Annotated in this window: 16 protein-coding genes and 1 pseudogene; 15 read left to right on the top strand and 2 right to left on the bottom strand. The window is 46.5% G+C overall.

Annotated elements, in window-relative coordinates:
• Positions 1 to 34: 34 nt before the first annotated feature.
• Positions 35 to 415, bottom strand: coding sequence for a hypothetical protein (locus F0P94_RS01530; protein WP_150901936.1), 381 nt, complete (start codon positions 413 to 415; stop codon positions 35 to 37).
• 590 nt (positions 416 to 1,005) lie between these two features.
• Here F0P94_RS01530 and guaA point away from each other — a divergent pair.
• The 7 genes from guaA to F0P94_RS01495 all read left to right on the top strand — a co-directional run bounded on the left by guaA (position 1,006) and on the right by F0P94_RS01495 (position 11,117).
• Entirely contained in the window at positions 1,006 to 2,535 is a 1,530-nt protein-coding gene (gene guaA, locus F0P94_RS01525) for a glutamine-hydrolyzing GMP synthase (RefSeq protein WP_150901935.1), read from the top strand.
• Positions 2,536 to 2,773: 238 nt separating this feature from the next.
• A complete protein-coding gene (locus tag F0P94_RS01520; protein ID WP_150901934.1) occupies positions 2,774 to 4,462 on the top strand; it encodes an ABC transporter substrate-binding protein in 1,689 nt (562 codons plus the stop codon).
• A gap of 651 nt (positions 4,463 to 5,113) precedes the next feature.
• Complete coding sequence (gene hemL / locus F0P94_RS01515) at positions 5,114 to 6,427, top strand: glutamate-1-semialdehyde 2,1-aminomutase (RefSeq protein WP_150901933.1); 1,314 nt, start codon at positions 5,114 to 5,116, stop codon at positions 6,425 to 6,427.
• A 106-nt stretch (positions 6,428 to 6,533) separates the two neighbouring features.
• Positions 6,534 to 8,057: a hypothetical protein gene (locus F0P94_RS01510; protein ID WP_150901932.1), complete on the top strand. Its 1,524-nt coding sequence runs from the start codon at positions 6,534 to 6,536 to the stop codon at positions 8,055 to 8,057.
• Between the two features lie 92 nt (positions 8,058 to 8,149).
• A complete protein-coding gene (dcd, locus tag F0P94_RS01505; protein WP_150901931.1) occupies positions 8,150 to 8,686 on the top strand; it encodes a dCTP deaminase in 537 nt (178 codons plus the stop codon).
• 342 nt (positions 8,687 to 9,028) lie between these two features.
• Positions 9,029 to 10,312, top strand: coding sequence for an imidazolonepropionase (hutI, locus tag F0P94_RS01500; protein WP_150901930.1), 1,284 nt, complete (start codon positions 9,029 to 9,031; stop codon positions 10,310 to 10,312).
• A 247-nt stretch (positions 10,313 to 10,559) separates the two neighbouring features.
• A complete protein-coding gene (locus tag F0P94_RS01495; RefSeq protein WP_150901929.1) occupies positions 10,560 to 11,117 on the top strand; it encodes a hypothetical protein in 558 nt (185 codons plus the stop codon).
• A gap of 267 nt (positions 11,118 to 11,384) precedes the next feature.
• On the opposite strand, the gene gldC is transcribed toward F0P94_RS01495, so the two are convergent.
• A complete protein-coding gene (gene gldC / locus F0P94_RS01490) occupies positions 11,385 to 11,714 on the bottom strand; it encodes a gliding motility protein GldC (RefSeq protein ID WP_150901928.1) in 330 nt (109 codons plus the stop codon).
• 65 nt (positions 11,715 to 11,779) lie between these two features.
• Here gldC and F0P94_RS01485 point away from each other — a divergent pair, with 65 nt between their 5' ends.
• The 8 genes and pseudogenes from F0P94_RS01485 (at position 11,780) to F0P94_RS01450 (ending at position 21,720) form a co-directional block, all read left to right on the top strand.
• Positions 11,780 to 12,823, top strand: coding sequence for an endonuclease/exonuclease/phosphatase family protein (locus tag F0P94_RS01485; protein WP_150901927.1), 1,044 nt, complete (start codon positions 11,780 to 11,782; stop codon positions 12,821 to 12,823).
• A 180-nt stretch (positions 12,824 to 13,003) separates the two neighbouring features.
• On the top strand, positions 13,004 to 13,468 hold the full coding sequence (locus tag F0P94_RS01480; RefSeq protein WP_150901926.1) for a DUF1801 domain-containing protein: 465 nt from the start codon (positions 13,004 to 13,006) through the stop codon (positions 13,466 to 13,468).
• 613 nt (positions 13,469 to 14,081) lie between these two features.
• Complete coding sequence (locus F0P94_RS01475) at positions 14,082 to 16,046, top strand: LTA synthase family protein (protein ID WP_150901925.1); 1,965 nt, start codon at positions 14,082 to 14,084, stop codon at positions 16,044 to 16,046.
• Positions 16,047 to 16,953: 907 nt separating this feature from the next.
• Positions 16,954 to 17,715: an SDR family NAD(P)-dependent oxidoreductase gene (locus tag F0P94_RS01470; RefSeq protein ID WP_150901924.1), complete on the top strand. Its 762-nt coding sequence runs from the start codon at positions 16,954 to 16,956 to the stop codon at positions 17,713 to 17,715.
• Between the two features lie 158 nt (positions 17,716 to 17,873).
• On the top strand, positions 17,874 to 18,431 hold the full coding sequence (locus F0P94_RS01465; protein WP_150901923.1) for an NADPH-dependent FMN reductase: 558 nt from the start codon (positions 17,874 to 17,876) through the stop codon (positions 18,429 to 18,431).
• Between the two features lie 223 nt (positions 18,432 to 18,654).
• Positions 18,655 to 20,430, top strand: coding sequence for a SulP family inorganic anion transporter (locus F0P94_RS01460; RefSeq protein ID WP_150901922.1), 1,776 nt, complete (start codon positions 18,655 to 18,657; stop codon positions 20,428 to 20,430).
• A 38-nt stretch (positions 20,431 to 20,468) separates the two neighbouring features.
• Positions 20,469 to 20,915 (top strand): annotated as a pseudogene (locus F0P94_RS01455) (lipocalin-like domain-containing protein).
• A 55-nt stretch (positions 20,916 to 20,970) separates the two neighbouring features.
• A complete protein-coding gene (locus F0P94_RS01450; RefSeq protein ID WP_150901921.1) occupies positions 20,971 to 21,720 on the top strand; it encodes an SDR family NAD(P)-dependent oxidoreductase in 750 nt (249 codons plus the stop codon).
• The last annotated feature ends 751 nt before the right edge of the window (positions 21,721 to 22,471 follow it).

The following is a 22,471-nucleotide window of genomic DNA, read 5'->3' as shown; positions in this document are numbered from 1 at the left end:
CTGCCGTATAGGTGTGGTTAGCTGTAGGTTTTTTTTAAGTTTTGAATTCAACCAATCTACATTTTATAATACATTCAGAGGATAAATTTTCTTGAAGAACTAATCCATCACTCTGTGAATTTGATTTGAGATTTGGGTAAAAATCTAATGTGAATACTCCGTCGTCTTCTTTCAATAAGGCCTGATTAACCATTCCTCCGTACTTTTTGAAATTAAAATGTACAATATCATTGCAAATGATTTGGATTGATTCTCTTTCGTAGTCTCGGTTTTTATTAAAACAACTTATTTTAATTTCTACCAAATCAGTGCTTCCTTCCGGTTGGCCGGTATAATCGTAATCTGATTTATATCGAACTTCAGTTATTAAAGCATCTCCAAAGCTTTCATAATTATCGATTATTTCCTTAAGCATACTTTTTAGATAATCACTTTTCTTGGTTGAGCTTACTGCTAACTACTGTATAAACAACACTACTACGCTTATCTGCACTATACCCGTAGTTATTCTTAGCCGGGCAAGGGCCTTTTTTCTTTAAATTGAATAAGCAGGGCCGTGGCTTTGCCAAAAGCAAGATAACAGGCATCACCTAATTATCAAAATCCCTGGCCTTATTCTGTTAAAAAAACCACCCTCCTTGCGATCTGTAATTAAAACAAGGGTGAAATTTATTGCCTGAGATCTTTTATTTTCTCAAAATAAAATTGGCACAAGCCAAAAATTCCGGAATAAGGCTACCAGCCTTTACTTTTAAGGCTGGCTCAACTTTTACGAAATTGCTTTTCCAGGCTTTAAATCAACTTTAATCGTGTTAATTAAACGTAAATATCCGGATATAACCGGATATTTACGTTTACAGCCAGGCTGATACCTACCTATTCAGGGCTATTGCCGGCTAAACGGTAAGCTTTTCCCATAGAAAAACCAAACAGCCTTCTACCCTAATTGAAATAAAATATTAAACTACTTTTGGCAATAACCAACCGCTTCTATTACCTTTGCGCATGCCAGAAAAAATTCTTATCCTCGATTTCGGCTCGCAATATACCCAGCTCATTGCCCGCCGCGTCCGCGAACTCAACGTTTACTGCGAAATCCACCCCTACAACAAGATCCCGCCTATCTCTCCGAAAGTGAAAGGCGTAATTCTTTCCGGCAGCCCCTGCTCGGTGCGCGATGCCGACCACCCGAACCCGTATTTAGGCAATATTCTTGGCCACATGCCGGTATTAGGCGTTTGCTACGGCGCCCAGCTGCTGGCTCACGAGCAAGGCGGTGAGGTGCTTCCTTCCACCATCCGGGAATACGGCCGCGCCCGCCTTTCTGAAGTGCACGGCTCCGACAAACTGATGAAAGAGATCACCATCGGTTCTACGGTCTGGATGAGCCACGGCGATACCATTAAAGAAATTCCGGATAATTTTGAGATCCTGGCGTCTACCGAGAACGTAAAGGTTGCCGCTTACAAAATTCAGGACGAAGAAACCTACGGCATCCAGTTCCACCCGGAAGTAACCCACTCGGCCGAAGGAAAAACCCTGCTCCGCAATTTCGTAGTACACATTTGCGGCTGCTCCCAGGACTGGACCCCGGACCAGTTCGTACAAAGCACCGTAGACGACCTGAAAAGCCAGCTCGGCAACGATAAAGTAATTCTGGGCTTAAGCGGCGGCGTGGATTCCAGCGTGGCGGCCATGCTCATTCACCAGGCCATCGGCCCGAACCTGCACTGCATTTTTGTAGACAACGGCCTGCTCCGGAAAGACGAATTCGAAAGCGTGCTGGACAGCTACATGCACATGGGCCTGAACGTGAAAGGCGTAGATGCCAAACAACGTTTCTACGATGCCCTTGCCGGCCTTTCCGATCCGGAAGCAAAGCGCAAAGCCATCGGTAAAACGTTTATCGATGTTTTCGACGCCGAAGCGCACGGCATTGAAAACGCCAAATGGCTCGCCCAAGGCACCATTTACCCGGACGTGATCGAGTCAGTTTCGGTGAACGGTCCTTCGGTAACCATTAAATCGCACCACAACGTAGGCGGCCTGCCGGATTACATGAAACTGAAAGTGGTGGAACCGCTGAAAACCTTGTTTAAAGACGAGGTTCGTTTAGTGGGCAAAACCCTGCACATCGACGAAAATATCCTGAACCGTCATCCGTTCCCTGGCCCTGGTTTAGCGATCCGAATCCTGGGCGACATCACCCCGGATAAAGTAGCTATTTTACAGGAAGTAGACCATGTGTTTATTTCAAACCTGAAAAAGTCCGGCCTATACAACGAAGTTTGGCAAGCCGGCGCCATGCTGCTGCCGGTACAAAGCGTGGGCGTTATGGGCGACGAAAGAACTTACGAGCGCGTAGTAGCGTTACGGGCCGTAACCAGCGTAGATGGCATGACTGCCGACTGGGCGCACCTGCCTTACGACTTCCTGGCTGATGTTTCGAACGAGATCATCAACAAAGTAAAAGGCGTGAACCGCGTGGTGTACGACATCAGCTCCAAACCACCGGCAACCATTGAGTGGGAATAAGCATTTTAATGTGCTAATTTTTTAATGTGCTAATGTGGAAATTAGAAAATTTGGAAATGAAGCGGTTTCGAATAGCTTTGTTTCCAAATTTTTCGTTTCACTTGGTTCCCGATTCCGGAATTATTATGCCCGGCCCGATCATTATTTAGTATTTTTGTAAAAGTATCAGGGTTTTTGAGCCGAAAACTATACCATTTGTTCACGCAATTTTGGAGCTGAGAGTTGCAAGAAGTTTAATATGAAGAAATTCCTTTATTCTGCCGCATTTGCAGCACTTTTACTGAATGGCAGTCCGGTTTGGGCGCAAACTGCGCCGGAAGATACCCGCTACCAGAACGGCCGGATGCTGCTCGACCAGAAGAAATACGACCTGGCCATGGCCGAATTCCTGCCGCTTACCAATCCGGGCGGTACCGGAGCGCGGAAGGCCGAAGCGAGTTATTTGTATGCGGTAGCGGCTTTGCAGGCTAATAAAGTTCAGGAAGCAAGTGCCATGCTGCAGCAGCTCATCAGCACGGCGCCGGACTGGGGAAATATTGAAGAAGCCTATTACCTGATTGCTAAAATTGCCTTCGATCAGAAAAACTACGAAAAAGCCTTAACCAACCTGCAGATCGTAAAGTCCGATTTTATCCGGGCCGATGCCGAAGCTTTGGAACGTTCCTACTTAAGTTTACTGGGTGATAAGAACCGTTTCAAAACCCTGCTGCTACAGTTCCCCGACGATGCAGTACTGGCGCGGGTGTATGCCGAAAAACTGGCTACCGGCTGGTACGCCGAAGAAGACCGCACTACGCTGGAAAACCTGACCCGGAAATTCAACCTCGACCGGTCGGTTTTCGATCCGGCAAAACTGGCCACCGGGCGTAAAAAAGACGAATACAACGTAGCCGTGCTGCTGCCTTTTTCTTTAGATGCCGATGCTTCTACCCGTCGCAAAAACCAGTTTGCCGCGGACCTGTACGCCGGCATGAAACTGGCCCAGGATTCGCTTGCCAAAAACAACATTAAAGTAAACCTGTTTGCTTACGAAGCTTCTTCCGATACCGCAACGGTGGGTAAAACGCTTCGCCTGCCCGAGCTGAAAAGCATGGACCTGGTGATCGGGCCGGTGTATAAAGCTACGGCAAAACAGGCGGCTGACTTTGCCCAGAAAAACAAGGTAAACGTAGTCAACCCGCTTTCCGACGATATTGAACTGGTAAAGAACACCCCGAACCTGTTTTTGTACCAGAGTTCTATAACCACCCAGGCCCAGAAAGCAGCGGATTTCGCTTACGATAGTTTCGAGCCGAAAATTGCTGCCATCCTTTTCGAAAACACCAAAGACGATACGCTTTTTGCCCGCGCTTACCGCAGACAATTCGAAGCGCGCGGAGGAACGGTAAAGCTCTATAAAAAGATCAATACCGTAAAGAACCCGAACGTGATGGCCATTTACCAGAATGTGGACCTGAAACCCTTCGGGCACCTGCTCATGGTTTCGGAAAACCTGCCGGCCGCTTTTGCTACCATTAGCCAGGTAGAAAGCCAGAATCCGAAGCTGCCGGTAATGGCCAAAGCAAGCTGGCTCGAGCTTCCGCAAATCAGCTTAGCGCAACTCGACGACCTGGAGATCCACTTTATTTACCCGGGCTACCGGAATCCGGGATCGCCGGCCGTCCGGAATTTCCGCCGGGAATATCTGACCGATTTCAATATACCGCCTTCGAGTTACGCTTATTCCGGGTTTGAGATGCTGTACGATTTCGGCAACCTCTTACACGCTTACGGCCCGAAATTCAATACTTTTTTACCGCAAATGGGTACGGTTTCCGGCGCCCTCACTCCGGGTTTTGGTTACGGCACCGCCAACGATAACCAGTTCGTCCCTATCCTGAAACTCGATAACCGGCAGTTGGTATTGGTGAATCAGGTGGTTAAATAACGGCACTAAGGTTATAATCTTTTCTTATGGCTCGTCATTTTGGCGGGCCATTTTTTTGTCTAAACTATGATTTATATGATTAAATGATTCCCCTGATTTTTCACCAAAAGAATTACGGTTTTGTAGCAGAAGAAGAAACTGGGAAAATACAGGTCAGGAGAAACTTCTGAAGTAAATGAAACTCAAAAGAGATTTTAAAATATTCTTAGAGCTTAAATAGCAATATTCTATTTTTGAACTTACTCACCTCCTGCATTCGAATTAATTCTTTCCTGAAATAAAATCCTGTCTGTCTTTTTAATCCTTAAAATCGTGTTCAGACAATATGGCTGCCAAAAATTGAAAAGCAACCCAGAATACCTTAAGGCTACCGATTTGCCTTTGCAAAAACAGTCCCGTTTGAGGCTGTCGCCTCACTGAAGTTATAAACTTCAGGCTATTGATAGGTCCAAGTTCCCGCTTCGCTCAAACTTGAACCAGCGATAATGAAAATGAAACAGTCCTATCTTTAGAGCTTCCCGGGCATAAGCCTTCCAAAAAACTTAATTTAAATGCCGGAATTATTACAAAGTTGAAGGCCCTTATTTTCCATCCGGTTTTTTAGTACTAATTTCGGGTTCTGATTGGTTTTCAATTATTACCTGAATTTTCATGCAAAAACATACTATTTCTACTTCCGATTCTTTGTTTCAACGGGCTCAGGAGCTGCTGCCGGGTGGCGTAAACTCACCGGTTCGGGCTTTCAAGGCAGTTGGCGGGCATCCTATTTTTATGAAATCGGCCAAAGGCGCTTACCTGACCGACGAAGACAATAACCGCTACGTGGACATGATCAATTCCTGGGGACCGATGATCCTGGGACACGCGCCGGATTTTATTGAAGAAGCGATCCGAGAGGCGTTGCCGAACTCCTTTTCCTTTGGCGCTCCAACCCGCCGCGAAGTGGAAATGGCTGAGCTGATCATTGACATGGTGCCTTCGGTAGAGAAAGTGCGCATGGTGAATTCCGGTACGGAAGCTACTATGTCGGCTATTCGCGTAGCCAGAGGTTTTACCGGCCGCGACAAGATCATCAAGTTTGAAGGCTGCTATCACGGCCATGGCGATTCTTTCCTGATCTCGGCCGGCAGCGGCGCCATTACCTTGGGCGTACCGGATAGCCCAGGCGTTACTAAGGGCGTAGCCCAGGATACGATCACGGTTGCTTTTAACGACCTGGAAGCGGTAAAAACCGCCGTAGATCTGGCCAAAAACCAGGTAGCTGCCATTATTATTGAACCGGTGGTGGGCAATATGGGTCTGGTTCCGCCGGCCGAAGGTTTCCTGCAGGGCTTGCGCGATCTGTGTACCAAAGAGGGCATTGTACTAATCTTCGACGAGGTAATGACGGGTTTCCGGTTAAGCCGCGGCGGCGCCCAGGAACTGTTCGGCGTGATGCCGGATATGACCACCATGGGTAAAATTATTGGCGGCGGCATGCCGGTAGGTGCGTATGGCGGTCGCCGGGAAATTATGGATTTTGTGGCGCCGGCCGGTCCGGTTTACCAGGCAGGTACTTTGTCCGGAAACCCGATCGCGATGGCGGCCGGTCTGGCGATGCTCCGTCACCTGAACGAAAACGCCGCAACGCTTTATCCGGAACTGAACCGCATTTCCGATAAAATGGTGAACGGCATGAAAGCAAATCTGCAGGAACTTGGGCTGAACTACACCATCAACCAGGTAGGCTCTATGTTCAGCATTTTCTTTACCCCGCAACCGGTTACCGATTTTACTTCGGCAAAAACTTCCGACCTGACTTTATTTGGTAAATATTTTAACAGTATGCTGCAAAAAGGCATTTACCTGGCCCCTTCGCAATACGAAACACTGTTCGTTTCTACGGCCATTTCCGATGCCGTTGCCGATGAATACCTGGCGGCAAACCGTGCGGCCCTGGCCGAGATCCACCACCTGAATGCCTAAGCTTTCGGTTTTTTAATTAAAAAGCTACCGTTTTTCAGAGAGCATACTTTAGAAGATCTACCCGAAAACAAACAAGCGCCCGCAAACTTTATTGCTTAATTACCCGATGAATAAGTTAGTACTGCTTTTTACTTTCCTGACCCTACTGGTGAACACGGCTTCGGCTCAGGACCAGAACATAAACGAAAAAAACAAAGCCCTTTTCGACCAGACTGTAGATAAGGTAAATTTCCGGACCATTGAATTTGTGTACGACCGGAAATACCCACGCAAGAAATTCCCGCCTACGCAAGCCGACTTCAAATCCCGAAAAACCTTCGACGATTTTGAAGGAAACGCCAAGTTCAAGACCCTGTTCCTGAACTATAACGACGTTTCGGAAAGATTCAAAAACAAATTCGGCAAAGGAAAGCACGACCTGGCTACGTTTGAGAAAGGCCTGAACGACATCCTGATCAACAAGGATTTCGAATTCTTCATCAGCAGCCTGACCAAAGATGACAAGATCCAGCTGATCCGTTCGCTGCAGCAGATCAACAAGAAAGGCATTGCCCAGTTTGTGGATGCAGCCGGCAAACCGCGCGGCATCTTTGCTTCCGATTCTGTTATTCCGGAAAGCGCCGACCCGATCGTAAAAAAGAAAAACGCCCGCACCACCACCGTGGCCGGCGATGCCGCTGCCGACTCCAGCCAGGCCGTGATCAATACCGATGCTACGCCGGAAGAAGTTTTCCAGGAAAACAAACCGCGCCGCGACTGGCTTAGCTGGATGAGCCTGTTATTCAGTTTAGGCGCTTTGGCACTGGCCGCTTCAACTAAATTCAAGGATATTCCTGGCTTAAGATCGTTTGTGGTAAACAATTATCAGAAACGCGACGGCAGCCAGCCGGTAAAAGCAGCCATTGTAACGCCTGCTCAAAGCGGCGCGCCGGACCCGGCCACGAAAAAACAGCTCGATAATTTAACCCGCGAAGTGGAAGGCCTTTACGCCCAGATGGATGAATTGCTGCACAAAAACGCGGTACTGGAACAAAAATTAGCTTCTACCCACCCAAAACCTTACGACCTGCCGAAAACCGCTTTTCTGGAACCGGAAGTAAAAGTCGCTGAACCGGTTGCTAAAGCTGCTGGGGTAACGGCCATTTCAGAAAGAAATACTCCAGCAACGAATTATCCGGAAGTAGAAACGGAAGATGAATTAGATAACGACGAAGAAGATTCCCGGGCTTATGCCAGTCATTCTTTAGCCGTTGGCACCTCCGGGGATGAAGCTCCGGAGGAATTTTCAGCTGATATTGATAACGCTGCCGTAACGTACTTCCTTTCCAAACCGGACCGCCACGGTTTTTTCTGGAACGACGAACTGAACCGGAGCTTTGTGCCCGGCCGCTCTTTATTTACCCTGGAACTCAGTGAAAGTAACCAGAAGAAAGGGCAATTCGAATTTGTAGACAATCCGGCTCAGCAGAAGCTTGCCCTCGAGAACCCGGAATTGTACTTACTGCCGGTTTGCGAGATCGAAGGAGATCTAACTTCCGGAACCCGCCTGCAAAACGACACCCCCGGCACCATTGTACTGAACGGCGACCAATGGGTGCTGGTAAAAAAAGCCCGGGTACGGGTAGTTTAAATTTTTAAAAAGCCAGCGAAATCAGCTGGCTTTTGTATTTTTGCACTTTACTTTCTGGCTTTTATGGCCTGCTATTTTCAATAACCCTCCCTATGATTTTAACCGATAAGCAAATACTGGCCGAAATGGAAAAAGGCACCATTGTGGTAGAACCTTTCGACCGGAGCTGCCTGGGCACTAATTCCTACGACGTGCATTTAGGCAAGTACCTGGCTACTTACAATGATCACGTACTCGATGCCCGCAAACACAACAAGATTGAGGTTTTCGAAATTCCGGAAGAAGGTTTTGTGCTGCAACCGAATACCCTTTATTTAGGCGTTACGCACGAATACACCGAAAGCCACGCGCACGTGCCTTTCCTGGAAGGAAAATCGAGCGTAGGCCGGTTAGGTATCGATATTCATGCTACCGCCGGTAAAGGCGACGTGGGCTTCTGCAACACCTGGACCCTGGAAATTTCGGTTACCCAACCGGTACGCATTTATTACGGCATGCCGATCGGCCAGCTTATTTATTTCGAAGTGAAAGGCGGCATCGAGAACCTGTACAACACAAAATCCAATGCCAAATACAACGAGCGAACCGAAGTACCGGTTGAAAGCATGATGTGGAAGAATAAGTTTTAAATTAGTGATTAGTGAATAATGATTAGTGATTAGTTTTTCCTGATCTACTGGATGATATTATCTCGATCCTTACTATGGAACGGTATAGTTTTTTATAGAAAACTATACCGTTTTTGTTTTCACTTAAGCTAAATTTGAATTCCTTAACATCAATAATCTATCTAAATAAAAAAGATGTCATGTTGAGCGGTAGCGAAACATCTTGTCGGCGTTTAGTATTACCGGTATTTCTGGTGCTTCTACTGGGAGCCAACGAGGTTCTTCGCTGGCGCTCAGGATGACAGGTGTATTTATAAGACAATTACTAATCACTATTCACTAATCATTAATCACTAAAAAAGAATGAACCTGATCCTTACCAATATAAAAGAACTGGTACAAACCGAAACCACACCCCGCCGCTGGGTGGCTGGTGCGGATATGGCTCAGTTACCAACTATAAAAAATGCCTTTCTTATTATTCGGAACGGGTTAATTGCCGAATTCGGCACCATGGAAGAATACCGGCAACTCGACAGCCGTTTTTACAATGGCATCGATGAAATGGATGTTTCGGGCCGGATGGTGTTTCCCTGCTTTGCCGATTCGCACACGCATTTGGTTTATGCCGGAAGCCGGGAACAGGAATTTGTGGATCGCATTAAGGGCAAAACGTACGAAGAGATTGCAGCTGCCGGCGGCGGAATCCTGAATTCGGCCAAGAGGTTACAGGAAACTTCGGAAGAAGAACTTTACCAGAGTGCTATGATCCGCCTGCACGAAGTGATTAATTTGGGTACGGGCGCCATTGAGATCAAGAGCGGCTATGGCCTCACGGTAAAGGATGAGCTGAAGATCCTGCGGGTAGTGAAACGCCTGAAAGCCCTGAACCTGATCGAAATTAAAGCTACTTTTTTAGGCGCACACGCCATTCCGAAAGAATACCAGGACCGCAAAGAGTATATCGACCTGATCGTAAACGAAATGATCCCTCAGGTGGCAGCGGAAGGTCTGGCCGATTATTGCGACGTTTTCTGTGACAAAGGCTTTTTTACGCCCGAAGAAACGGACCGGATCCTGAAAGCCGGTCTGGCGTACGGCCTTCGTCCGAAAATCCATGCGAACCAGCTATCGGCCTCCGGCGGAATTCAGGTAGGGGTTGCCAACAATGCCATTAGCGTAGACCATTTAGAGCACGTTGGCGAAGCGGAGATTGCCGCTTTAAAAACTTCCGAAACCATGCCTACCCTTTTGCCGGGCGCGGCTTTCTTTTTAGGATTACCGTACCAGCCTGCCCGTAAAATGATTGAAGCCGGTTTGCCGTTGGCCCTGGCCTCCGACTATAATCCAGGTAGTTGTCCTTCGGGCAGCATTCCGCTTATTCTTTCTTTGGCCTGTATTAAACTTAAAATGCTGCCGGAAGAAGCCATAAACGCGGTAACCATTAATTCTGCTTACGCCATGGGACTGGAAAAAACGCACGGCAGCATCGCTAAGGGCAAAGTAGGCAACGTGTTCATTACCCAGGAAATCCCGAGCTATGCTTACATGCCTTATGCCTTCGGTTCGGATACTATTGATAAAGTAATTATTAAAGGGAAGATCTTCCGGGAGGCCCAGCCTTTGCTGAATAATTGGTTTGTATAAATGCTCTGCAGGGGCTAAAATATTGGAGAATAACCAGTACTAAATTTCATCTTGGTTCGTTTTTCTGGTAACAACATAGCCTTTTACTATACTTTTGCCGCCGGTGGCCGTATAATTGATTATGTTTCACCTTCATTCCGGCTTTGTACGGAAAAATGGTACTTCGTTAAAAAAGGAATTAAACTTTTTTGGGAAAAGCTCAGTTATAGGAAAAACGCATACGAATCAACAGTAAAGAAAGGGTTTTATGAAAAAGATGCTGGTAATGTCAAGTCTGGTTTTCGCTTCTGCTTTGCACACGATTGCTGTGGAAGCCGGGATCGGAACGAATAAAAAAGCCAATAATAATTCTGCTACCGTAGCCGCTGATAAAAAATCGGGGGAAACCAAAGCAGCACCTGCACCTAAAAAAATGCTTTCTGCCAGTCAGCGGGCAAATTACCTCACCGATCAGATGATCCGGGAATTAAAACTGAACAATTACCAGGCCCGCACCTTACGCGCCATTAACCTGGATAAAGTTACCCGTATGATGGCCATTGAAGCCAAAGGCGGCGACCCGAATCAGATCGACAACGACTGCAAAGGCGTTTGCAAAGACCGGGATAAGGAACTGGAAAACCTGTTAAGCACGGAACAATATTCCAAATACTACGGCAACCGCCCGAACTACTATAAATTAGATAAAGATTATGCCATGGGCGGCTACCTGTCCCAGCCAACCGCCAAGGTTGAGAAAGACAACCTGGCAGATAACGACGATGATGCGACCCTATCTGCCGGAAATCAGATGGCCAGCCGCTAATCTAAACCGATATAAACAAAAAAGCCCTGCCGGAAAGCAGGGCTTTTTTGTTTTAAAACCGTAGCGTTTTGCTTAATAACTGATTTTACGTCAATAAGAGAAAAGTCCCCCTTTGGAGGGGGTAGGGGGAGGATTTTTACGTTATTTAAAACATGATCAGATAATTCTCCTGTCCTCCCCCTACCCCCACCAAAGGGGGACCTCAACAAAATTGCTAAACGCCAGTTAATAAAACCAAATCGCTATTTATTAACTCACCGCTGATTACTACTCAGGCTGCTGGTTTACGTGCTGTACCAGTTCCTCGCACAGCGCGCGCATTTTTGTTACCATTACTTCGTCGTTCGTAGCCGTTTTCAGACTTTCGGCCATGGCCCCGATCGTATCGATGTAAAAGCGTTTCATTTCATTAACCGGCATATCCTTCGTCCAGAGGTCGATCTTCATGGTTCCGGGTTCCTGGCGGTCCCAGAGGGCGATGTTAATGGCTTTGGCAAAGTGGATCTTTTCGCCGGCATCGGTGGCGCGCCAGCTAATGGCTTCCGGTACGTGGTTTTCGTCTAAAGCAATGCTGAAATATATCTCTGATTTTTTCATATGCGTAAGGGTTTGTTTATTCCGGGGTAAATTTCGCATATTAGCACCTCGAAACAAAATTACGGATGAAATACCCAGTAAAATTTGCAGCCAGCCTGATCCTGGCTGCTGCCCTGGCCGGATGCCAGAAATCGCCTACCGCTAAATCGGCTGCCCAGGCGCCGAAAGAAGTGTCAGTAGCTTTTTATAATCTCGAAAACCTGTTCGATACCGAAGACGACCCGAATAAAGACGACCAGGAATTCCTGCCGACCAGCGACCTGCAATGGACCCCGGAACGCTACAAGAAAAAACTGGCCAACATGGCTTCGGTTATCCAAAATTTAGGCGATGCCGACGGTCCGGAACTCCTGGGCGTGTGCGAGATCGAAAACCGCAAAGTGCTCGTGGACCTGGCAGCCCAACCCGTTTTATCGGACCGGAACTACGAAGTTATCCATTTTGAAGGGCCGGATGAGCGGAGCATAGACGTGGCGCTGCTTTACAAAGCCGATGTTTTTAAAGTGCTGGAGCAAAAAGCCATTCCGGTTACCCTGCCAAATTCCAAAGATAAAACCCGCGACATTCTGCAGGTAAAAGGCATTCTGGCCGGCGACACGGTTACGGTGCTGGTAAACCACTGGCCTTCGAAACGCGGCGGCGCAGAAGAAAGCGATCCGAAACGCCAGGCGGTTGCCGACCTGGTGCGCCGCACAGTTGATGCCGAAATGATCCGCAATCCGAAAGCCAAAGTATTGCTCATGGGCGATTTTAACGACACCCCGGACAGCAAAGCGATTGCCGAAACGCTGAATGCCGTAAACAACACCCAGCCTGAGCCGGCTCGTCAGCTTTATAATGCGTTCGCACCATTTGCAGAGCAAAAGAAAGGCAGCTACAACTACAAAGGCAATTGGGATATGATCGATCAGATGATGCTATCCAAAAGCCTGCTTACCAAAAAAGGACTGCATTATGTACCAAATTCGGCAACCATTTACCAGGAAGACCGCATTTTGGAGCAGGAAGGAAAATTCAAAGGCACCCCGTTCCGCACGTACGCCGGTAAAAAATACCTGGGCGGTTATTCCGATCATTTACCGATCTACATTAACCTTTCCACCCGATAGAAACGCTACCATTTTGGTGTAAAAGAAGAAGCCTTCTGCTGCAATGCGGAAGGCTTCTTCTTTAATAACTGGCCAGACAAGGGTTTTTAAAATGAAAACCATACCAATTTTATAGCTCAGCTTGTTAAATATAGAACCAAATCCGTAATTTCAAAGCTGCAATTTTAAACCTGATCATTTATGCAATCTACCGCTCCTAACGCTTTGGAATACCTGGAAACTTTGCCCGCCGATAGAAAAGAGGCAATGCGTAAATTAAGAAGTATTCTTCTCGAGAATCTGCCCGACGGCTTTACAGAATCTATGGGTTATGGCATGCTAGGCTATGGCGTACCGCATTCCATTTATCCGGCCGGTTACCATTGCAACCCGAAAGACCCGCTGCCTTTTATAGGTGTGGCTTCCCAAAAGAATTTTATTGCGATCTACCATATGGGCATCTATTCGAGCCCCGAATTACTGGAATGGTTTACATCGGAATATCCCAAGCACGTAAAAACCAAGCTGGATATGGGTAAAAGCTGCATCCGGTTCAAGAAAGTAGAGCAGATCCCGTATGAACTAATTGCTGAACTGGCAACCAAAATGACCGTGGAAGAGTGGATCGGGATCTATGAAGCGGTGCTGGCCAAAAGCCGGAAATAACCTTAAAAAACTCCAAAGACCAGCCGGTAGCTGAAAGCTCACTGCATTTCTAGGTAATAAGAAACGGTGCACAGGCAAGAGAAAAGTCCCCCTTTGGAGGCAGGGCCGTTTCATTCTCAAAAATGCTGGTCAAAGTTTATAACTTTGACCTATATATAATCTGAAGTTTGTAACTTCAGGGAGGCGACAGCCTCAAAAAGGGCTACTGAAGGGCTGGGGAAAGTAGACTCGACTTTTAACGATAGTGCTTTGGCCTGTGAGACACAGGCCAAGGAGAATTTTTATTAAAATGAAACAACCCTGCCTCCAAAGGGGACCTCAAAAGGTTTCGTAACTTCATTTATTTTTAAGTAAGGAGACGAATTTATTTTAAACTACTACCATTATCATTCAATAAGAAATTGAGGAAAGTGAAGTACAGAAATTACATAATTCTTCCAGAATGACAGAAAAGGGTAGAATAAATTTTGTAATTAAATTTGGCCACTTACTTAACTCAAACTAATTATGTCGGCAAATAGCGTTTACTTCGTGAATTAATTGTTTCCGGCAGCGGTTACTTTCCTGGCATAAAAATACCTTTCTGTAAATAGCTGAAGTTCCAGCATTAAAAATGACCTTACTTCCGAATAAAAAAACTTCCCTCACGGCGCTCCCTCCTTTTGTTTCCTTTTTACTTCCCGTTTACCTGGTAAGTTTAGTGCTTTTTGGCGCCTTAAGATTAACGCTTCTTTTGTATACTGCGGGACCCGAAATTGAATTGCTTAATGCCGTAACTTTAAAATCGCTGGTAATTGGACTTCAATTCGATACCGTAATTTTATCGTATCTGCTTACGCTACCTTTAGTTTTATTGTACCTCCGGGTTTATTGTACCTCCGGGCCGTATGAAGTTGTAGGAAATTTTATTGCGAGGTTCATTATCCTTTTATTGACCATAACCATTCCGGTGCTGGTTTTTACCACCATTGCCGATATTCCGTATTTCCATTTCTTTAAAAACAGGCTTTCTGAAGCATCTTTACAATGGTTGGGCAACCTGGACATTGTTTTAGATATGGTAACCGGGAACCCGGCAAACCTATCTTTTCTAATTGCAGCGTTGCTGGTTTCCGGCCTAAGCGGGTACTTCATTTTCCGATACAGCCGCAAAAAGCTCATTTTTCAGAACGGGTTTTCCGACAATAAGAATCACCAGAAATTAATTTATGCCCTTTATTTTCTTTTATTTGCCATGTTGGCCTTCCTGGGTATGCGCGGCAAAATTTCCCACCCGATCAGGCCGGGTGATGCTTTTTACTGCAACGATCCAGTATTAAATCAGATCGGGCTTAATCCCATTTTTACTTTACTGAAAAGTTATAATACCAAAGTAAAATTATTGGACGATGAGCTGGCCCTAAACCAAACCACAAAATATCTGCAAATTAAGGAACCGCTTTTTAATATTTCCCCCGTTGCCAGAGCGGTAAAAAGCGATTCTCTGATGAAAAAGCCCAATGTGGTACTGGTGCTTATGGAAAGCATGAGCGCCAACTACATGGGCAGCTTTGGCAACAAAAATAATTTAACTCCGACGCTCGACAGTCTTACCCGGGTATCCTGGTTTTTCCGGAATGCCTATAGCGCCGGGATCCATACCAACAACGGTATTTTTTCTACCTTATATTCCTATCCGGCCTTGAGAAGGATCCGGCCAATGAGTACTGCCCCGATTCGTACTTTCAGCGGACTGCCCCAGGCGCTCAAACAACACGGTTACAGTAATTTATTTTTTAGTACCCACTCCGAAGGCTTCGATAACCTGGGCGCTTTTATTCCTAATAATCACTTCGATGAGCTTTATTCTGCCGAGGATTATCCGTCTCAGAAAACCGTTGGCCCCTTTGGCGTACCCGACGATTATTTGTTTTCCTACGCAAAGGATAAATTAGATCAGTTCGACGCAAACCACCCTTTTTTTGCAACCGTTCTTACCTGTTCTAACCACGATCCTTATATCCTACCCGATTATTTCAAATCGCCTATCCCTCAAAAAGATCTGAAAGCCGTTTCCTATGCCGACTGGTCTATCGGGAAGTTTTTAAAGGAAGCCGAAAAGACGAAATGGTTTGAAAATACCATCTTTGTTTTTGTGGCAGACCATGGTTTGGTTGTGGGAGAAAACCCCTACGACCTGGTGCTCTCCTATCATCATATTCCGCTTATTTTGTACGCCCCAAAATTATTGGGCACGCCTAAAACCTTCGACAACCTGATAGGCCAGATCGATATTTTCCCTACCCTGATGGGCATTCTAAATGGTAACTACGTGAATAACACGCTTGGCACAAATGTGTTAAAGCAAGAGCGGGAAGCCATTTATTTTTCTTCAGACGACAAAATTGGCTGCCTAAATGACAAATGGTTGTATGTCTACCGTTTTGGCGGGGAAGAAAGTTTATACGATTATAAAAAAGGCGACCTGAAGGACTACTCTAAAATCAACAAAACAGAATTTGAAAAGCTAAAAAAATACGCCCTGTCCCAGACCCAGACGGCAGAATGGCTTATTTCAAAAGATAAAACGAAGTTATAGCCGATCAATGCAGGGTACAGGTTCCGGTAACCAGGGAATTTGCGAAATAAATGGAATTATATTAATAAAAGTAAGCAAGTGGACGAGCTTGGTTTACATAATCATATCCATTCCTTTTCTGTAATCCTGAAAGAAACATGTGAGTTCAGAGCATAGGAATCACAAAGTTCTTCCAGAATGACAACCGTAGTAGTGCTCGACCAATTTACTTTCTAGAATTTGATTGACGGGAATCTGCCTGACGGGATTTGTAATTCCGTTTTAACCGAGCCGTGAATCCCACTTTCTAAAAAATTAAATTGGTCAAGTAGTAGTTGAAAACGCCATTGGCTCCTCTAAATATTATGTTCAATCTTTAGTCAACAGTTTTTGCGCTGCCTTTGTACGCATTGTTTAAAGTCACTTTTGACCGGTAAGCGTTAAGGTGCTTGCCTGCAAGATTGGAAAGGCAGCAAGACTGGAAAAGCAGATTCAGCTTGGAACGGTACTGTTTTTGGTTCGAAAACCAGCTGAAAAAGGTGCCCTTTAACGCTGACGGGAAGAGAACAACTTTAAAATTATTGCTTTCTACTTTCCTGATTGCTGCCAGCCACTGTCTTAAAAGGATAACCACCCAATGTTTGCTTAAAATTACCCGTATCCCGGCAAACCCGCAAAGCTCCTCAATAACCCGGAATCTGATTTTCCGTTTGAACTATTTTATATAATGATTATGGGTATTATTTGTACCTAAACAGCTGTAAGCAGCTCACATTGGTTTAGGACAATGGGATCGGGCAGTTGAAAAGATAAGGCTACTTAAAAGGCCGGGAAGTGATTTTAAACTTTCAGAAATTCTGCTGCAAGCTGTTGATTGACCTATAAATCAGTCACTCAGGTACGCATTTCACTTCTAACCTTTGCCAAAATGAAGAAATTAGAAAACAAAGTTGCCATCATAACCGGTGGCGCCGGCAGCATCGGCCAGACCACCGCCAGGCTTTTTTTAGACGAAGGAGCCAGGGTAATGCTGGTCGATCTGAAGGAAGACGCCCTGCATAAAGCTGTGGCAGAACTGGGAGGCAAGAACGTTCAGTATTGCGCCGCGGATGTAACAAAATCCGAAGATGTACAGCGGTATGTAGAGGCTACGGTAAAAGCTTTCGGCAAGATCGATGTGTTTTTCAATAATGCCGGCATCGAAGGCGTGGTAAAACCGATTACCGATTATCCTGAAGAGATGTTCGACAAGGTAATTGCCGTAAACGTAAAAGGCGCCTGGCTAGGCATAAAGTACGTATTACCGCAAATGAATGATGGCGGCAGTATTATTAACACCTCTTCGGTGGCGGGCATTAACGGTAGCCCGAACGTTAGCGCCTATATCACGAGTAAACACGCGGTAGTGGGCATTATGCGGGCCATAGCCGTAGAAGCAGCGCCCCGGAAGATCAGAGTGAATTCGGTGCACCCCTCCCCCGTCGATAATCGGATGATGCGTTCCCTGGAGGAAGGCTTTGCACCGGGCCAGGCCGAAGCAGCCAAAAAAGAACTGGAAAAAACCATTCCTTTGGGCAGGTATGCCAAACCCGAAGAGATCGCCCAACTGGTTTTGTTCCTGGCAAGCGACGACAGCCGTTTCATAACCGGTACCACCCAGGTAATAGACGGCGGACTGAGCGTGCAGTAAAAGCTATTGAAAACGTACCTGTCTTTTTCCCTGAACAAACCGTTTTCTAAACCTGCAGCACAGAAGTTATCGTACTGTAAACAGTAGGAAATAGGTCCGGAAAAGTCAGGCTGAAAGTATACCGCTCAACATTCAAAATGTAAACGAAACATATACCAATGGAAAAATATAAAATTGCCGTTTTTGTAGGAAGCCTTCGCAAAGGGTCTTATAACCTGAAAACTGCCAAAGCCTTAATGGCCTTGGCCCCCGAATCGTTATCGCTGGAACTGGTAAATATCGGGGATCTGCCCATGTTCAACGAAGACCTGGAAGACACCCCACCGAAGGAATGGACAGCCTTGCGGGAAAAAATCCATGCGGCGGATGGCCTGCTTTTCCTGACCCCGGAATACAACCGTTCGGTACCGGGCGTATTAAAAAATGCCATCGATGTAGGGTCGCGCCCTTACGGCCAAAACGCCTGGGACGGAAAACCCGGCGCAGTGGTAAGCGTTTCCATTGGCGACATCAGCGGATTCGGCGCCAATCACCACCTCCGCCAATCGCTGACTTTTGTGAATGTACCAACCATGGCCCAACCCGAAGCCTACATCGGGAATGCCGGGGAATTATTCGACGAAAATGGCAACCTCACCAACGATTCTACCAAAGAATTTCTGAGAAGCTTTATGGAGGCCTTTGAAAAATGGGTAAAAACGCATGTAAAGAAATAAGCTGCCGGAAATAGAAAATCGAAAAAACTCCTAAGGCACAGTCTGTAAATTAGCCCCGGCCAGGAAGGTATTCCGGCAATGTAATCCAACGTACTCAGAACGTTCAGAAAAATGATCTGGCTCGTAAGCTTATAGCCTTCAGCGAAACATTTTGAGGAATAAATGGTCAGTTAAATAAGGCCGGCGTCCAAAAACAGTACGGGGCTAAAAACCAGGTTGTGTAATGGAAGAAGGGACTACTGTCGACAAGAAATCGGCCCCGGACGATGAGTTTAACCTGCCCGGGTTATCTGTTTTGCGGGATGCGGTACAAAATGTATCCAGGAAAGTACCGCCACGCAACAAACTGCAACAGGATAGCATTGCCGGCCTTACCACCACCGTTAGCAGTCTGCCCGATGGCATGGCCAACGGCTTGCTGGCAGGCATAAATCCCTTATACGGCCTTTACGCCTGCATTGCGGGACCGATTGTTGGGGGGCTTTTTTCCAGTACGCAACTCATGATGATAACCGCCACGAGCGCCTCAGCGATCATGGCAGGCCAGACGACCGGCGCTTTTCCGGAGGAAGAACGGGGGAAGATGTTCGTGCTGCTGGTCGTGCTCATCGGGGTTTTTCAGGCGGTGCTTGGCCTCTTAGGTCAGGGCCGGCTTATCCGCTTTGTTTCCTTTTCGGTGATGACCGGCTTTCTCACGGGTATATCGGTCTTGCTGATCATGAGCCAGCTGCCTACAGTCACCGGGTATGAACCAAAAGGGGCGAACAGCATTTTCCGAATCTTCAATTTGCTCTGGAACATCAATCAGGTACATTTACCGACTTTAGGAATGGCAGCCTTAACTATGCTGCTTGCCATCCTTTTGCAGAAAACCCCGGTTAAAAAATTTTTCGCTTTAATTGCCATCGCTGTCCCCTCGCTGCTGGTTTATTTTCTGGGTCTGGGAGATGTAAAGGTGGTGCAGGATATCGGCGATATTGGCGGCGGTTTTCCAGAGCCGGTGTTGCCCCCTATTTCCGACATCAGTATCGATATAATTACCGGAGCCTTAGCGGTGGCCCTCGTTATTCTGATCCAGGGCGCCGGCGTAAGCCAGAACGTACCTAACAAGAGTGGTCCCCGCAAAAGTCCCTCCCGCGATTTTGTGGCCCAGGGCGCCGCCAACATTGCCAGCGGTTTTATTCACGGCCTACCGGTAGGCGGTTCGTTGGGCACTACTGCCATAAATGTACTGGCCAAGGCACAAACCCGGTGGGCTTCCATCTTATCAGGCATTGCCATGACCCTGGTAGTAGTCGTTTTTTCCGGAATAGTTGCCTATACAGCCATGCCTTCCCTGGGGGCCATGCTCATTCTGGCCGGTAGCCGGAGCATCAAGCTTTCCGATATCGAGTCTACCTGGAATTCGGGTTGGAAATCCTGGCCATCTTACCTGGCCATGATCGTTACCTTTGGAGCTACCCTCATCCTGCCCATCCCTTCGGCAGTGGGAATCGGCGTACTCCTTTCTGCGTTCCTCTACGTAACCCAATCTTCTACTGAAATTACTTTAGTACAGCTCAGAAGGCGAAAAGACGGTGCGATAGAAGAACACCAGGCGCCCAAAGAGCTGAAAGAGAATCAGGTAACGGTGCTTAATATATATGGCGATTTGTTTTTTGCGGGCGCGAGAACCCTGGGGCATGTGCTTCCCAAACCCGCAGGCGTTCAAAACCCCGTAGTAATTCTACGCCTTCGGGGCCGGAAACATCTGGGAGCCACTCTGGTTTCAGTTCTGTCCGAATATGCCTCCCAGTTAGAGGCCGCGAACGGCAGATTGTACCTGACGGGCATCAGCGAACAAGTAAACGAAGAAGTGGAGCATTCCGGCAAGCTGCACCTTAACGGACCGATAAGGGCTTTTAAGGCGGAGCCGGTTCTCGGCCTTTCCACGCATAATGCGGTGGAGGATGCGGAAGCCTGGCTGGTGGAGAAGAAAGGGGAAGACAAGCACACGTAAATCTTTTAAAGCATACAGGAAATTAATAAATACTACGTATGGCCAAAACCTTAAGAGAGCAATTGATCGGTGTCTGGAAACTAGTCTCCTACCTCGAAAAGCCCGTTGACGGCTCTGCCCCGTTCTACCCCATGAGTGAAAAACCGAAAGGCATTATCATGTACACCCAGGATGGCTATATGTAGGCGCAACATATGCATCCCGCTAGTAAAAATTTCGCTTCCGGCGACTGGTTCAATGGTACGGTCGAAGAATATAAAGCGGAAGCCTCTACTTACATTGCCTACTCCGGCCCCTTCCATGTTGATGAAGAAAAGCAGCGCCTTAGCCTTTCTATGTTCGTTTCCTTATTCCCAAACTGGACCGGGCAAACCCAGCCCCGGTTAGTGAAAATTGAAGACGACCTCCTGCATTTATGCACGGCGACGCCCATTGTTTCCGGCGGTAAAACTGTTAACTCTTATTTAACCTGGAAACGGGCCTGAACGAATTCATATTGGAAATCTTAAAAAAATATTCCCTCAATTTAAATCTAAAGGCATGAAACAGTTAGAAAACAAAGTAGCCATTATTACGGGTGCCGGTTCCGGCATTGGAAAAGCAGCAGCAAAATTATTTGCCCAAGAAGGTGCCCGCGTGGTGATTTCCGATGTAAATGAAGCCCATGGCAACAGTGCCGTAGAAGAAATTAAAAAAGATGGCGGAGAAGCATTCTTTATAAAAGCCGACTCCTACCGACCGGAAGATAATGAAGCGTTGGTAAGCCAAACCATGAAGCAGTACGGCGTACTGGATATTGCTATAAACAATGCCGGTATTGGCGGCGCCTTAAGCTTAACCGGCGAATACCCAATAGATGCCTGGCAAAAAGTAATTGACATTAATTTATCGGGGGTGTTCTATGGCATGCGGTATCAGATCCCTGCCATGCTGGAGCGGGGCGGCAGCATTGTAAACGTATCTTCCATTCTGGGCATGGCCGGTGCCAGGCTTTCACCGGCTTATACGTCGGCAAAGCACGGCGTAGTGGGGCTTACCAGAGCATCTGCCCTGGAATATGCCGATAAAAAGATCCGCATCAATGCCATCGGGCCCGGTTATATAAATACGCCGCTGGTTACCAAATCGGTAGATGAAGCCGCGATAAAAGAGCTGGTTAAACTGCACCCCATCGGGCGTTTAGGCGAAGCAGAAGAAATAGCGGAACTGCTGCTTTGGCTGGCTTCGCCGAAAGCCTCTTTTGTAACCGGTTCTTATTACCCGATAGACGGCGGTTATTTAGCACAGTAGCATTTAAGTAGCAGGACTAAATTAACCGCATAGCTAGTGCATTACCAACATAACTTTCAGAAAGTGGGATTACAAATCCCACGGCTCGGTTAAGACGGGATTACAAATCACTACTGTACGAAAAGCTATCAAATGCACTGGTAATCAACATGTTGCTATTAATGATTTGAATCTTTGAATGTTGGTTTAGAGCCTCCTAGGACTGTTTTAATTAATAATATACAAATTTTTTATGTTCATAAAGGGCTAATTCTGTGTAATATATAATTTTACAATATAAGCTAACCTATTGACAATCAGATAAATTGGTGGCTTTTCGTACAGTAGTGATTACAAATCCCGTCAAGCACCCCGTCAAGCAAATTCTAATAATTAATTTGGTCGAGTACTGAAAAGAAAAAACAATTTTGTAAGCCTATGAATTATAGATTCTTGCATATTTTTAGTCTAGATACTAATATCCAGATACCAATGTCTTTTTACTTAATATCCCGCTTCTTAGAGTCACGCCTCCAATGGCCGGGTTTCTTCGTGCACAAGGAAGATAGAGGGCAGCCTGAAAGATAGCATATTGGCAAATTGGTCTAAATATAACCGAACTGGTTTTAGGTATCTGATTGATGAACCTAGGGCTTTCCCTTTATAAAAGGCTTAGGCGGAATTTCTGAAGGGGAAAAATTGGGCAGTAAGTGGGGAAGGCAGCATAAAACAGGTAATTTATTTTGCTTTTTCATTATTCATTTGAAGCCAT

It is taken from the genome of Adhaeribacter soli (assembly GCF_008727925.1).
Taxonomy (GTDB): domain Bacteria; phylum Bacteroidota; class Bacteroidia; order Cytophagales; family Hymenobacteraceae; genus Adhaeribacter_A; species Adhaeribacter_A soli.
The sequence above is the reverse complement of the archived record's forward strand: the minus strand, read 5'-3'. Positions and strand labels throughout refer to the sequence as shown.